The sequence below is a fragment of the Rhodococcus sp. 06-462-5 genome, from assembly GCF_002258315.1.
Taxonomy (GTDB): Bacteria; Actinomycetota; Actinomycetes; order Mycobacteriales; family Mycobacteriaceae; genus Rhodococcoides.
In genome coordinates this window covers 177,441-190,637 of the sequence record NZ_NOYD01000029.1, presented here as the reverse complement: position 1 = coordinate 190,637, position 13,197 = coordinate 177,441, and the positions used below count along the sequence as shown (strand labels likewise).

The following is a 13,197-nucleotide window of genomic DNA, read 5'->3' as shown; positions in this document are numbered from 1 at the left end:
GTTCACCCCAGGAAGACGTTGCGCCTCTTGGCCAGCAGTCGATACAGCGTGTGCTGAATGGTTTCGCGGACATGGTCGGTCAACTCGAACAGCACCATCGGATCCTCGAACGCGGTGGAGTCGTATCCATCGGTGGGGATCGGTTTGCCGAACTCGATGTACCACTTGGACGGCATCGGGATCAGACCCAGCGGGCCGAGGTGCGGGAAGAACGGTGTGACCGGAAAGTACGGCATGCCCATCAGTCGGGCCAGTGGTGCGATGTCGCCGATCTTGGGGTAGATCTCCTCCGAGCCGACGATGGAGCACGGGATGATCGGCACGCCCGTCCGCAGCGCAGCCGAGACGAATCCGCCGCGACCGAATCGCTGCAACTTGTAGCGCTCACTGAACGGTTTGCCGATGCCCTTGAACCCCTCGGGGAACACCGCAGCGACCTCGCCGGTACGCAGCAGACGCTCGGCGTCGGGGTTGCACGCCAGCGTGTGCCCTGCCTTGCGTGCGATCGTGCCGACGCCGGGCATCTCGAATGCCATGTCGGCGGCCAACATTCGCAGAGGGCGGTGCGCCGGGTGGTGATCGCGCACCGCGACCGACGCCATCAGGGCATCGACGGGCACCACGCCCGCATGGTTGGCGACGACGAGCGCGCCGCCGACGGACGGGATGTTCTCGATGCCCTTGACCTCGACACGGAACCACTTGTCGAACAGCGGCCGCAACAACGGAAGCCAGACGGCGTCGGCGAAGTGCGGGTCGTAGCCGAACTCGTCGACGCTGTAGTCACCGGCCAGCCGCCTGCGAACGAACTCGGCGACAGAGGAGATCTGATCGACGATCGTGGACTTGGTGTCGTCGATCATCGACAGCAGCGGAGTCGGGATCGACGGCGTCACGGCCGACGCCTCGGCCGGTGCCGGGTCCAGCAACGGGGTCGGCTCGCGAGGATCGGCGTAGGAGGACGGGTGCCGTTCACGCGAGCCCGCAGCTGCTCGGGCCGAGCGGCCGGACGTGCCGCCGTGCAATGGAATCACTTTGGCCACTTCGCTCACCCGTCCCCTCCCGAAGTACGCACCGGTTCCGAACTACGCAGCGCTGCCAGTGCACGCGCGGTGGACGCGCCTGTTTCGACGGCCGAGACCAGTCGATCCTCGACGCTGTCCACCCATTCGGTTCTGATGACCGGCCGCAGCGCTGCGCCTCGGACGAAGTCGTCGAATGCCTGAACCGTAGTCCACCGCGGCTGGAAATCCAGGACGGACCGCATGCGGGTGGTGTCGAGTCCGCAGCCGAAGTGGAAGTAGTCGAGTTGCTCGGTGGTGAACTCGCGCATCATGCCGCCCATCAGGGCGCGGCCGACGCTCTTGAACAGCGGAAACGGAACCGGAACCTGAACGCGGCCGGCTCGGCGAATTGCTTGGGAGAGCATGATCGTGCCGTCGGCTCCGATGTTGAACGTTCCTGCCGATCCGCCGAGAGTGGCGCGCTCGAGCGCAGCCAGGGCGTCTTCCTCGTGCAGCAACTGCATGCGGGCGTCGCGACCGACGATGCTGGGGATCAGTGGTGAAGTCATGTACCGCGAGATGGTGCCGTTCAGTCGTGGACCGATCAGCGGTGCCATGCGCAGGATCGACACCCCGATGTCCGGTCGTCGACGGCCCAGGCCGCGCAAGTATCCCTCGATGTCGATCGTGTCCCGCGCGTACGCACCGCTCGGGGGGCGTCGGGCACTCATCTCCTCGGTGAATTTCACCGGGTCCTTCGCGCTGCAGCCGTACACCGAGGAGGACGACCGCAGTACCACCCTCTCGACGGTCGGTGACTTCTGGCAGACCGCGAACAGCTGCATCGCGCCGATGACGTTGAGGTCTTTCATCGTCGCGCGGCCACCGGATTTCGGGGGCTTGGCGACGGTCGCTGCGTGCACGACGGTGTCGACGCCTGCATTGCGAATCACTTTGCCGATCAGCGGATTACGGATGTCGGCGCGGACGAATTCCGCGCGACCCATCCGGCGCAGCAGATCCTTGCTCGGAGACACCGCGTCGACGGCGATGACGCGCTCGATGTTGGGATTCTGGGCCAACCTGGTGACGAGGTAACCGCCGAGGAATCGGCTCGCTCCGGTCACGAGGACCACTCGGGGCGCAGTCGATCCACGATCGCTCGGACTCACTGCGCACCCCCAACGTCGGTTCCGCTGCAAAGCCTACTGGATCGGCAGGTGTCCGCGTGGGTGAGAAGCAAAGCCCGTTCTTCGAACGGGAAAAGCCCGCCACCGACGGTGACGGGCTTCCTCGTGAAGCAGATGACGGCAGGCTTATTTGCCGAGTTTCCTGCGCTGCACGCGGGTACGACGAAGCAGCTTGCGGTGCTTCTTCTTCGACATGCGCTTGCGACGCTTCTTGATCACTGAACCCATGCGGGTGTCCTCACGTTCTTCTCTAGCGTTTTCGCGCACGCCGTTTGCGTACGCCTACCTGACAACCAAGCCCTTGGGCTGCGGTCACCGAGCTGGCGCTGGGGCCACGTACTCGCCCACGGCTGCACACCGGCTGGCTGGCACGACGAGCGCCAATCCTACCGGTGTGAACCAGGACTTACGAAACCGGCCCCACGTGCACTACTAGCCTGCGTCGAAGTACGAGGTCTCGAGATAGTCGTGGACCGCCTTGGCGTGCACACGAAAAGATCGACCCACTCGTACAGCGGGCAATTCTCCGCCGTGCACCAGCCGGTACACGGTCATTTTCGAAACCCTCATCAGCGTCGCCACTTCGGCGACCGTGAGGAACTGCGTTCCGGCCAGAGCCGGTTGACCGTCCGGGGACGAACCCTTGGACGGCTTGTTTATAGACGCCATCAATCCACATACCTCCGGCACGTCTCATGCGGCAGGCTTCCCCTCCTGCCGAACAGACACGCACGTGCTGCCCCCGAGCCTATAGGGACAGATGGGGTTACTGCGACGGGAGTGGGGAAAAGATTTTTTATTCTGCTGTGATGCCCATCTCAATGGATCGGGCATTTGCGGCACCGAGTGCATCGAAAAACGCTGCTCGGAGGCCGTTTCTCTCCAATTCACGCACCGCAGCGGCGGTGGTTCCGCCCGGAGAAGTCACGGCATACCGGAGCTCGATCGGGCTCTCGTCGGAGCGATCGAGCATCGCCCCCGACCCCACCATCGTCTGAACCACGAGCGCCGACGCCACGTCGCGGGTCAATCCGAGGCCTACTCCCGCGTCGATCATGGCCTCGGCCACCAGGAAGAAATAGGCCGGACCGGAGCCGGACACGGCCGTCACGGCGTCGAGCTGGTTCTCCTTGACCACGACGACCTTGCCGACGGCCGAGAGGATCGAGCGCACGAGTTCGAGGTGCTCGGCGCGGGCGTACTTGCCCGGTGCCAACACGCTGACGCCCTCCCCCACGAGCATCGGGGTGTTGGGCATGACCCGGACGACAGGGAAACCGGCTGGGAGCTTGGGCTCGAACTTGGTGGTGGGGACGCCTGCGGCCAGCGAGACGATGAGTTGTTCGCGGTCGCCGTCGAGCTCGATCTTGGTGATCTCGGTCAGTGCCGTTTCGACGTCGGCCGGCTTGACCGCCAGCACGATCACGTCGGCACCCTCGGATGCGTCGCCGACGGTGGTGGTCAGCACACCGAATTCCTTCGCGATTTCCTTGGCGCGCGTCTCCGATTTCTCGGCGACCACCAGATCGCGCACTGCGTGGCCGGACTCGAGGAGTCCCGCAATCAACGCCTCACCGATCCGTCCGCCGCCGATCACTGCAATTCTCGTCATGTGGGCAAGCCTGCCATGTCAGTTCGAGCGCGGCACCATCGCCAACTGTCTGCTCTGCACCACGACGGCACCGGTCGAATCCAGCACCACGTGGTCCTCCTCGAACCAGGTGCTGCCGATGACGGTGCTGGTCGCCGCCACGCGCAGCCACCCCGGTGCCGGACGGCGTCGCAGGTAGGTCGTCAACTGCACGGTCGGAGCCCAGCCGAACATTCCGCGGTTCATGGTCACCGGAGCCGAGATGTCTCCGGTCATCAGTGCGAACAGCACGGCGGTGTCGGCGTCGGCCTCGTCGCCCGCGAAGGGACGCACCCACAGTCGAATCTCCGCCTCGCCCTGCTGACCGGTCAGGAACGACGCCGACGACGCGTCGATACGCATCTCGCAGCCCTTGGCGACGTGCACGATGGACGCCATCGGATGATCGCCTGCCACCGCGAGGGTCTCGGCGGGAGGTTCGACGGCCATCGACGCCAGCGACGTCGGTGTCTCGTGGTGGGGTTCGTCGGAATCGGGACGCCCGAGGGTCACCACCGCACGCACGGCGACGCGTCCGGCCTGGGTGAGTTCGACGTCGACGTGCGAGACCTGGCGACCGCGCTTGCGCACCACCGTCGTCAGCGCAACCTCGCCGGGATCGGGCGCGGCCAGGTAGCTGACGCTCACCGCGAGCGGCTGGATCTCGGCCTGATCCGGGTCGGTCGCGACGATGTGCTGACGCGCTGCTGCCGCGCAGACGGCGAGCATCGCGCCGCCGTGCACCTTCGGACCGATGGTCCAGGTGGAGTCGATTGCGCCCGCGAACGACGCGGTGTCGGCGTCGACCTCGAGCGCGGTCAGGGTGGTGGCGGCCTTGAAGGGGCTGGCGGAACTCATTGACGACAACTTACCGGCGGCCTCAGGACAGGTGTGCGCGGGCGAACTGCAGTGCTTGCCCGAGCATCGAGGAACGCTCGGGAACCGTCCGCGCGTTCTGCGTGTTGATCTCGATCACCGCCTGACCCTCGAAGCCTCGGCGCACCAGTTCGGTGCACACCTCCACGCACGGCTGGCTGCCGTGGCCGGGGATCAGATGCTCGTCGACCGATGCGCCCCGGCCGTCGGCCAGATGCAGGTGCGCGATGCCCTTGCCCATCCGGTCGAGCATCTCGAGCGCGTCCGAGCCTGCCGTGGCGGTGTGCGAGAGGTCGAGGGTGTAGTGATCGTGGCCGACGTCCGTCGGGTCGTACGACGGCGAGAACGCCGACAGGGCTGCGCCCGGACCGCCGCGGCGTTCGAGTCGCTGTGCGGATTTTTCCTTGCGCCCGAAGAAGCGGTCGGCACGCATCGGGAACATGTTCTCGACGGCGACCACCACGTGAGAGTTCGATTCGAGTTCGGCGACCTGATCGGCGAAGCCGTCGCTGTACTTGCGCTGCCATCGGAACGGTGGGTGCACCACGACCGTCGCCGAGTCCAGCTTCTCGGCCGCCTCGACCGACCGGGCGAGTTTGGCGACCGGATCCGATCCCCACACTCGCTGCGAGATCAGCAGACAGGGCGCGTGGATGGCCTGCACCGGCATCGAATACTCCCGCGAGAGCGCGGCCACCGCGTCGACGTCCTGGCTGACCGACTCGGCCCACACCATCAGTTCGATGCCGTCGTATCCGAGCTCCGCCGCGTACCGGAACGCCGCCTCGGTGTTCTGCGGGTAGACCGAGGCCGTGGACAGTCCCACCTGAATTCGCTTGGCACCCATCGGTCTACCGGCTCAGCCGGTACTGAGCTGGAAGGCGAGCGGACCGAGCGTGACGAAGACGCCGACGGCGATCGCGATGACGATCGACATCAGATCGTCGGTGCGCCGCAGAATTCTCACCACCGCGACGAGCCCGACGATGACCAGCACCGACAGCACCAACGCGACCCACGGCAACACGTCCCACAGTTGCTCGAAGCCCTTGAACAGCAGCGCGCCGACGGCGATCGACACCACGGCCTGACCGATCAGCACCAGCCACTGCCGGACGGCACCGCCCTTGCCCTTGACGGCCGCGGCCCGGCGATCGGTGCGCGAGGCCGCAGTCGCGCTGTCGGCCTTCGCGTCCGGTGCGTCGTCGGTTGCCGCGTCGTCCTCGATGTCGGACGCGGTCTTCGGCTCGTCGTCGATCCCCGGCTTCACGAGATCGACGACCTCGGTGGCGGCGGACGTCTCGACCCCCGCCGACTCAGCTGCCGACTCGGCCGTCGTGTCCTCGGCGCGCGTAATGCGCGGCGACACCACGGTCTTGGCCAGGTCGTCGACGTCGACGATCGCTGCTCGCGGAGCGACGTCGGTGTTCGGCTCGGCCACCTCCACCTGCCGCGATGCTCGGAAGCCCACCGGCTTGCGGGTCCGCCCCTGCTCGGCCGCGGTGGATCCGTACGGAAGCCGATCCTGCGTCGGTGTCGTAGCCGCAGCCGCAGCCGCAGCCGGGCGCTTGGCGCGTTCGGTGTCGTCGTGCGAGCGGTTGAGCAGATCACCGGCAACCGTGGTGGAGCCGGACAACAGTTCCGGCTCGGGCTGCTGCTTCTCGCGCTTGCCTGCCGGTTGGAACGGGGTGGGGCGAGTGGTCTGCGGCCGGGCCGGTTGCGGCCGGGAAGAGACGGCGACGCGTGCATCGTCCTCGGCCGCATCGCTGCCCTGCGGGGCTGCCGGGGCGACGTCGGGCGTCTCGGGCTCGGACGCGTCGGGAGCCGGGGTCTCGACCACCGGGGCGCTGCGGTTGCCGGGCTCGTCGCGAACGACGGGGATCTCACCGGTGAGCTCGGCAACGGAGATGCCGCCCTTGACGCCACGGCGGCGGCGACCGCCCGCGCTCAGGTTCGTCTTCTGACCGTTGCGGGCCAGTAGCTCGGCAACCGAGATCTGTCCGGTGTCGTCCGGGTTGGTGTCGCTCATTTCGAGCTCCCCACCGGATCGCCGTACGTTTCGGGGTCCAGCTTCCTCAACATCAAACCTTCCTTCAGCGCCCACGGGCATATCTCGAATGACTCCGCTGTCGATGCCCGCATGCTCGCCTCCGCTGTCAGAGCCCCGGCCACCTGTTGTGGCGACCTGTCGGCGCTGACACCTACCGATTCTGCACGGTCGGCTGCCATGATCCGCGGTACGAACGCTACGAGTCGCCTCGAGGAGTCGCCTCGAGCCGCGTCTGCACCGACGTCGAGCACCCCTATTCGCACATGCCCACGGTACTGGGTCTACCGTCGTCGTTTGTGACAGCAGGTCGTGAGCAGCAGTCGTTCGCTGCAGAGGTCGAAATGGATTTCCCTCGAGAATGGGTCGAGTTCCCCGACCCCGACAATGCGGAACACGTCATCGCCGCGGATCTGACGTGGTTGTTGTCCAACTGGACCTGCGTGTTCGGCACTCCGGCGTGCCAGGGAACCGTCGAGGGCAGGCCCGACGACGGGTGCTGCTCGCACGGCGCGTTCCTGTCCGACGAGGACGACAAACGCAAGCTCGACGAGTCGGTGAAGTTGCTCACCCCACAGGACTGGCAGCTCATGGACAAGGGTCTGGGCAAGAAGGGGTACGTCGAATACGACGATCTCGACGACGAGCAGTCGTTGCGTACGCGTCGCTACAAGGGTGCCTGCATCTTCCAGAACCGTCCCGGGTTCGAGGGCGGAATCGGGTGCGCGCTGCATTCGATGGCGCTGCGCAAGGGCATCGAACCGCTCGAGGTCAAGCCCGACGTGTGCTGGCAGCTACCGATCCGGCGCACCCAGGACTGGGTGACGCGGCCGGACGGCTCCGAGATTCTCAAGACCACGATCGGCGAGTACGACCGACGCGGCTGGGGCGAGGGTGGTCTCGATCTGCACTGGTACTGCTCGGGCTCGCCCGACGCGCACGTCGGCTCCAAGCAGGTGTTCGAGTCCTACAAGCCCGAGTTGACCGAACTGCTCGGCAAGGCCGCGTACGACGAACTGGCATCGCTGTGCAAGCGTCGCCGCGGTCTGGGTCTGATCGCGGTGCACCCCGCCACTCGTGAGGCGCAGCGTCGATAGGTGCCTCCGGCAGTGGTGTGGTCAAGTGCCGCAGGGGGCACGCAGGAGTGGAGCCTGCGAAACGACCCGGGAACGGAGTCACACCACTGCGCGCAGCGCACTACCCCTCGAGTTTGTAGCCCAGTCCGCGTACGGTCACGAGGTGTTCCGGCTTGGCCGGATCGGCCTCGATCTTCGAGCGCAGTCGCTTGACGTGCACGTCGAGTGTCTTCGTGTCGCCCACGTAGTCGGCTCCCCACACGCGGTCGATCAACTGTCCGCGGGTCAGCACTCGACCGGAGTTGCGCAGCAGATACTCGAGCAGGTCGAATTCCTTGAGCGGCAACGTGATCTGCTCGGATCCGACCATCACCACGTGGCGTTCGACGTCCATGCGCACCGGTCCGGCTTCGAGCACTCCGGTGTCGACTCCGCCGTCGACCTCGGCGTCGGAGCCGCGCCGCAGGACTGCGCGGATGCGGGCGATGAGTTCGCGTGCCGAGTACGGCTTGGTGACGTAGTCGTCGGCACCGAGTTCGAGTCCGACGACCTTGTCGATCTCACTGTCGCGTGCGGTCACCATGATCACGGGAACGCCTGAGCGCGAACGCAATTGCTTGCACACGTCGGTTCCGCTCATGCCGGGGAGCATGAGGTCGAGCAACACGATGTCGGCTCCTGCGCGATCGAATTCCGCGAGTGCCGACGGTCCGTCTCCGACGACGGTGGCCTCGAAACCTTCCTTGCGGAGCAGGAAGGCCAGTGGATCGGCCAACGACTCTTCGTCTTCCACGATCAGAACGTTGGTCACTGATTCTCTCTTTCTGTAACCGAAGCGTCGTCTTCTTCTTCGAAGTACGCAGGGATCTGGAGGGTGAAGGTGGATCCGGTGCCCAGCTTGCTCCACAGCGAGATGCTGCCGTTGTGGTTGGCTGCGACGTGTTTGGCGATGGCCAGGCCGAGGCCCGTGCCGCCGGTGGCCCGCGACCGAGCTTTGTCGACGCGGAAGAATCTCTCGAAGACGCGTTCCTGGTCGCCCTTGGCGATGCCGATGCCGCGGTCGGTGACGGCGAACGCCACGTTGTTTCCGCGCAGGGCTCGGCTCACCGACACCGGCGCACCGTCCGAGGAGTAGGCGATGGCGTTCTGGATGAGGTTGGCCAGGGCCGTCACCAGCAGCGCCTGATCGCCGAGAACTTCGAGGCCGCTCGGGTGGTCGGTGGTGACGGAGATTCCGGCGTTCTCGGCGGCGAGCTTGGATCGATCCATCGCCTCGTTGACGACGGTGTCGACGTCGACGACCTCGAGGTCGGGTAGCTTCTCGGCACCTTGCAGTCGCGACAGTGCGATCAGTTCGGTCACCATGTTGCCGAGCCGCTTGGATTCGGCGACGACCTTGCCGCCGAAGTGCCTCACGGAGTCCGGGTCGTCGGCCGATTCGAGCAGCGCCTCGGCCAGCAGGCTCATCGCGCCGACGGGGGTCTTGAGTTCGTGGCTGACGTTGGCCACGAAGTCCCGACGCGTCGCCTCCATCCGGACCTGCTCGGAATCGTCGTCGGCGAACAGCACGACGAACCGCTTGTCTTCCTTGCTCAGCAGCCGCGCGACGCAGCGGACGGCGATCTTGTCTCGGCCGGTTCTCGGGTTCTTCGAGCTGAGGTCGACTTCGACGGGGTTGCCGTCGGCGAGGACCTTGAGCGCGGCATCCCAGGCCCGGTCGTCGATCAGACGGTTACGCACCAGTCCGAGCTCCTCGGCTCGCGGATTCGACAGGACGACGTCGTGAAATTGATCGACGACGGCGATGCCGCTTTCCGATGCGAGGACGATCAGGTCCAGTACCTGCGACATCGTCAGCCCGGAGCTGGCTCTGCGACGCTCCGAGTGCCGAGTGTTGAGGTACGGGATCAGAACACCGCCGACGAGGTATCCCACGAAGGCCGTGGCGATTGCCAGTAGTACGGCCGATGCGACACTCACACCGGAATCGTACGTTCGATGGACAGCTCACATACGCAGGGTGCAGGCATTTCCCTGGTCGTCATAGTCCCCGTCGGCAGTGTTCTTCGATCGTTCACCTGCAGTTACGACAAATTGTCGGTTTGGGCGAGGCCGAGTTACTTGCCGCCCTGGTTTGCCACGGCAGCTGCACCTGCGGCCGCTGCTTCGGGGTCGAGGTAGGTGCCGCCCGGGTTGGTGGGCTTCAGCTTCCCGCCCGACTCGGTGAGGTCGTACTTCAGCGGAATGCCGGTGGGGATGTTGAGTTCGGCGATGTCCGCGTCGGAGATCTCGTCGAGGTACTTCACGAGGGCGCGCAGCGAGTTGCCGTGCGCGGCGACGAGGACGTTCTTGCCGGCCTTCAGATCGGCGACGATCGTCTCCTCGAAGTACGGGATCAGGCGCTCGACCACGTCGGCGAGGCATTCGGTCAGCGGAACGCTGTCCAGGTCGGCGTAGCGCGGGTCGGCGTCCTGGCTGTGCTCGCTGCCGATCTCGATGGGCGGCGGCGGGGTGTCGTAGCTACGACGCCACAGCATGAACTGCTCGTTGCCGTACTTGTCCTTGGTCTCGGCCTTGTTCAGTCCCTGCAGCGCGCCGTAGTGCCGTTCGTTCAGACGCCAGTCGCGGACGACGGGAATCCAGTGGCGGTCGGCCGCGTCGAGTGCGAGGTTGGCGGTGCTGATCGCGCGACGCAGCAGCGAGGTGTACAGCAGGTCGGGCAGGATGCCCGCCTCGGCGAGGAGCTGGCCTGCGCGCTTGCCCTCGGCCTCACCCTTCTCGGTCAGTCGCACGTCCACCCAACCGGTGAACTGGTTGGACGCGTTCCATTCGCTCTCGCCGTGACGAAGCAGAATCAAGGTTCCGATACTCATGTGGTCAGTTTCTCATGCTCTGGCTGCGTCGGCCCGCGTACGACGAGCACCCCGACGACGACGGTCATCACGACGGCGGTGAGGGTGATCGGGATGGGGATGATCGGGTCGAACAACACGAGTAGGGCACCGAGTGGAACTGCGATGTTGACGATGCGGTCCGCGTGTGCGCGAACAGCGATCAGCCAGACCCCGAACACGAACACCGCGATCGGGATCGTGACGGTGAACGACGCGGCGACGTCGCCGAGCTTGCTGTGGTCGGTGAGCACGTCGATCTCGACCTCGATGCCGGCCGAGAACGCACCTGCTGCCGCGAAGATGAAGTAGTGGGCGTAGCCGTAGATCACCGAGTTGCCGAATCTGCCGATCGCTCGGTGATGAGGGGGCCAGAAGTAGATCCACCACAGGCTCGCGGTGACGACGAGAGTGAGGACGGAGATCGAGATCAACGGTGCCAGTGCGCTCTCGTCGTGAATCGCCTCGATGATCGCGTTGGCCGACGCGAGCAGTGATTCGCCGAGCAGAATCAGAGTGAACAATCCGTAGCGTTCGGTGATGTGGTGCGGATGCCAGGGTGTTGTGCCCTTTCGCTCGGCGATGATCGGCACCGACATCTCGACGCCCGCGAGTACGACGAACAGGATGATCGCAGCGGTGCCGTCGAGTAGCAGTACCCAGAGAATCCACAGAACCTGCACTCCCGCAATGCCTATCGCGTAGCTCAGCGCGGTCTGTCGATGTTCGGGGCTTCGCGATGCCCGCAGCCACTGAGTCACCATCGCCACGCGCATCACCACGTACCCGATCACCACGATGGTGAAATCCTGGTCCACGAACGCCGATTCGATTCCTGCGGCGAGAACCAACACCCCGGCCATCTGCACGACGGTGAGCACGCGATACAGCCAGTCGTCGGTGTCGAAGGACGTCGCGAACCACGTGAAGTTCATCCACGCCCACCAGATCGCGAAGAACACGAGTGCATAGCCGAGCAAACCGTCGGCGATGTGGTTCTCGGTGAGGTCGTGATGGAGTTGAACCGACGCAATGCTGACGGCCACCACGAAGACCAGGTCGAAGAACAATTCGAGTGGGCTCGCGGAGCGATGCGGCTCGTTCGGATCACGAGGTCGCATCGGCACCAAACGGGCAGCGGAAGGGTTCACGATCGCAGACTAGGTCATCCCATTCGTGAGCGTTGTCTCGATTGTGTTGCGAGGGTTGATATTGCGGACATTTCGGACATTGTTCGACGCTTCGCCGCCGGGACTGTCGACACCTCACCCCTTTTCGCAACTGCGCGCTGGAGTTCAAGTCCTGGCTGGTGTGTGAGGTGTGCAAAAAGGGTGTGAGGTCGCCGGCTCACTCCCCCAAGCCCGCTCCGATCCCGCCGATTCGAGCTGCCACGCTCTGATCGACTCCCTCGGTCTCGACGAAATAGCGACGAAACACCGACCGCATCAGTTCGATGACCTCGATGTGTTGCCTGATCGCGACAGCCGCCGACCGCTCTTCCCCATCGGCAAGTCGCTTGAACTTTCGACCCAGCTGTTGAGCCGAAGGAAGCGTGCCGAATGCTTTGAGATCGACGAGAAACTCCGTCTTCTGCACCATGCCCTCCAGGTGGGCAATGTACGTGACGCATGCAGCGTCACACTGCGCCGCAACATCTTCCGGTATCTCCAGAACTCCTGCTTCGGCCTGATCCGACAAGTGTCGCCAGTACTGCATCGAGTCGAACAGATCCCCAGGGTTTTGTCCCACAGTCATAGCCTTCAGTTCAGCTCGAAATAGGTGGCAGATAAGCGCGCGTGGTGCGCGCAATGTTCTCGATTTCGACACACGGATCTCTGGCTGGCTCGCTCGCCGCGCGAGTGTCGAGGACGAAGTACACCAATCCCTTCTCGACTTCGAAGGCCACGCCACAACTTCTTCCAGCGGGACGATCGGCGCGCAAGAACTCATAGCCGCCGAGTTCGCCGACCTCCGAGAACTGGTTGAAGCGGTCGTTCCGTTGCAGATCACCCAATGAGTGAAATCCCGAGAACACTCCCAGGAAATACCACGACCCCGGATCGGGGTCTGTCCAGATACACGTCTTCCAATCGGTGGACAACGGCGCGTCTCCGAACAGGTTCGTGCTCTTGCTGTCCACATCCAATCCCGCTGCCTCGATGGCGTCGTTCGGGATGGTGCATGGATCCCATGGCTCGTCTGCCACCGGCGTCGCAGCCACCGAACTCGTTGCCGGCTCTTCAACCGGCGCACCCTCCGTCGCCCCGCCACATCCGGCGACCAATGCCATCACGCCGACCACTCCCGCCGCCCACCACCGCGTCACGCTCACACCACTCCCCTTCGTCGAACCCACCCACCCCTTGGACGCAGCGAACGCGGCACCGGTTCCACACAACCTCACACCCCTACTGCCGACCGCGCGCCCGTACTCGCCTCGGATCAGCGCCGCGCGGTCGGGAAAAAGGGTGTGAGGTTCTACT

General features: G+C 65.0%; 15 protein-coding genes and 1 pseudogene. 1 reads left to right on the top strand and 15 read right to left on the bottom strand.

The features are described from left to right. Positions 1-2: 2 nt before the first annotated feature. From CH251_RS16260 to CH251_RS16220, 9 genes and pseudogenes are all read right to left on the bottom strand, one after another. The gene (locus CH251_RS16260) at positions 3-1,052 is read right to left on the bottom strand and encodes a lysophospholipid acyltransferase family protein (protein ID WP_094614035.1); all 1,050 of its coding nucleotides are present in this window, start codon (positions 1,050-1,052) and stop codon (positions 3-5) included. Further along, positions 1,049-2,176 (bottom strand): NAD-dependent epimerase/dehydratase family protein, encoded by a 1,128-nt coding sequence (locus CH251_RS16255; protein ID WP_256979114.1) that lies wholly within the window; start codon positions 2,174-2,176, stop codon positions 1,049-1,051. Before CH251_RS16255 ends, CH251_RS16260 begins: the two co-directional genes overlap by 4 nt. Before the next feature lie 144 nt (positions 2,177-2,320). Further along, positions 2,321-2,422 carry a 30S ribosomal protein bS22 gene (locus CH251_RS16250; protein ID WP_003402602.1) on the bottom strand — a complete coding sequence of 34 codons (102 nt, stop codon included), beginning with the start codon at positions 2,420-2,422 and terminating at the stop codon, positions 2,321-2,323. A 204-nt stretch (positions 2,423-2,626) separates the two neighbouring features. Further along, on the bottom strand, positions 2,627-2,863 hold the full coding sequence (locus CH251_RS16245; protein WP_008713658.1) for a helix-turn-helix domain-containing protein: 237 nt from the start codon (positions 2,861-2,863) through the stop codon (positions 2,627-2,629). Between the two features lie 127 nt (positions 2,864-2,990). Then, complete coding sequence (gene proC / locus CH251_RS16240) at positions 2,991-3,806, bottom strand: pyrroline-5-carboxylate reductase (RefSeq protein WP_094614033.1); 816 nt, start codon at positions 3,804-3,806, stop codon at positions 2,991-2,993. A gap of 18 nt (positions 3,807-3,824) precedes the next feature. Next, complete coding sequence (locus CH251_RS16235) at positions 3,825-4,682, bottom strand: thioesterase family protein (RefSeq protein ID WP_094614032.1); 858 nt, start codon at positions 4,680-4,682, stop codon at positions 3,825-3,827. 22 nt (positions 4,683-4,704) lie between these two features. Continuing rightward, positions 4,705-5,547 (bottom strand): sugar phosphate isomerase/epimerase, encoded by an 843-nt coding sequence (locus tag CH251_RS16230; protein ID WP_094614031.1) that lies wholly within the window; start codon positions 5,545-5,547, stop codon positions 4,705-4,707. Positions 5,548-5,559: 12 nt separating this feature from the next. Next, the gene (locus CH251_RS16225) at positions 5,560-6,729 is read right to left on the bottom strand and encodes a hypothetical protein (protein WP_094614030.1); all 1,170 of its coding nucleotides are present in this window, start codon (positions 6,727-6,729) and stop codon (positions 5,560-5,562) included. Then, positions 6,726-6,959 (bottom strand): annotated as a pseudogene (locus tag CH251_RS16220) (hypothetical protein); the annotation flags it as partial. The pseudogene CH251_RS16220 and the gene CH251_RS16225, both read right to left, overlap by 4 nt. A 132-nt stretch (positions 6,960-7,091) precedes the next feature. On the opposite strand from CH251_RS16220, the gene CH251_RS16215 reads away from it, so the two are divergent. Then, positions 7,092-7,844 carry a hypothetical protein gene (locus tag CH251_RS16215; protein ID WP_179273318.1) on the top strand — a complete coding sequence of 251 codons (753 nt, stop codon included), beginning with the start codon at positions 7,092-7,094 and terminating at the stop codon, positions 7,842-7,844. A gap of 100 nt (positions 7,845-7,944) precedes the next feature. Here CH251_RS16215 and CH251_RS16210 read toward each other — a convergent pair whose 3' ends face one another. From CH251_RS16210 to CH251_RS16185, 6 genes are all read right to left on the bottom strand, one after another. Continuing rightward, positions 7,945-8,634, bottom strand: a complete 690-nt coding sequence (locus CH251_RS16210; RefSeq protein ID WP_032380369.1) for a response regulator transcription factor — start codon at positions 8,632-8,634, stop codon at positions 7,945-7,947. After that, on the bottom strand, positions 8,631-9,803 hold the full coding sequence (locus CH251_RS16205) for a cell wall metabolism sensor histidine kinase WalK (protein ID WP_094614029.1): 1,173 nt from the start codon (positions 9,801-9,803) through the stop codon (positions 8,631-8,633). Before CH251_RS16205 ends, CH251_RS16210 begins: the two co-directional genes overlap by 4 nt. A 137-nt stretch (positions 9,804-9,940) precedes the next feature. Further along, entirely contained in the window at positions 9,941-10,696 is a 756-nt protein-coding gene (locus CH251_RS16200) for a phosphoglyceromutase (RefSeq protein WP_094614028.1), read from the bottom strand. Next, complete coding sequence (locus CH251_RS16195; protein ID WP_094614027.1) at positions 10,693-11,835, bottom strand: low temperature requirement protein A; 1,143 nt, start codon at positions 11,833-11,835, stop codon at positions 10,693-10,695. The genes CH251_RS16200 and CH251_RS16195 overlap by 4 nt, the downstream gene beginning before the upstream one ends. 226 nt (positions 11,836-12,061) lie before the next feature. Beyond that, positions 12,062-12,469 carry a hypothetical protein gene (locus tag CH251_RS16190; protein ID WP_094614026.1) on the bottom strand — a complete coding sequence of 136 codons (408 nt, stop codon included), beginning with the start codon at positions 12,467-12,469 and terminating at the stop codon, positions 12,062-12,064. A gap of 10 nt (positions 12,470-12,479) precedes the next feature. Further along, the gene (locus CH251_RS16185; RefSeq protein WP_143537797.1) at positions 12,480-13,016 is read right to left on the bottom strand and encodes a DUF3558 domain-containing protein; all 537 of its coding nucleotides are present in this window, start codon (positions 13,014-13,016) and stop codon (positions 12,480-12,482) included. Between the last annotated feature and the right edge of the window lie 181 nt (positions 13,017-13,197).

Coding starts and splice junctions, on each gene's coding strand:
- CH251_RS16200 (WP_094614028.1), bottom strand. CDS start 10,696: ATGAGTATCGGAACCTTGATTCTGCTTCGTCACGGCGAGAGCGAATGG.
- CH251_RS16235 (WP_094614032.1), bottom strand. CDS start 4,682: ATGAGTTCCGCCAGCCCCTTCAAGGCCGCCACCACCCTGACCGCGCTC.
- CH251_RS16230 (WP_094614031.1), bottom strand. CDS start 5,547: ATGGGTGCCAAGCGAATTCAGGTGGGACTGTCCACGGCCTCGGTCTAC.
- CH251_RS16215 (WP_179273318.1), top strand. CDS start 7,092: ATGGATTTCCCTCGAGAATGGGTCGAGTTCCCCGACCCCGACAATGCG.
- CH251_RS16245 (WP_008713658.1), bottom strand. CDS start 2,863: ATGGCGTCTATAAACAAGCCGTCCAAGGGTTCGTCCCCGGACGGTCAA.
- CH251_RS16195 (WP_094614027.1), bottom strand. CDS start 11,835: ATGCGACCTCGTGATCCGAACGAGCCGCATCGCTCCGCGAGCCCACTC.
- CH251_RS16190 (WP_094614026.1), bottom strand. CDS start 12,469: ATGACTGTGGGACAAAACCCTGGGGATCTGTTCGACTCGATGCAGTAC.
- proC (WP_094614033.1), bottom strand. CDS start 3,806: ATGACGAGAATTGCAGTGATCGGCGGCGGACGGATCGGTGAGGCGTTG.
- CH251_RS16250 (WP_003402602.1), bottom strand. CDS start 2,422: ATGGGTTCAGTGATCAAGAAGCGTCGCAAGCGCATGTCGAAGAAGAAG.
- CH251_RS16225 (WP_094614030.1), bottom strand. CDS start 6,729: ATGAGCGACACCAACCCGGACGACACCGGACAGATCTCGGTTGCCGAG.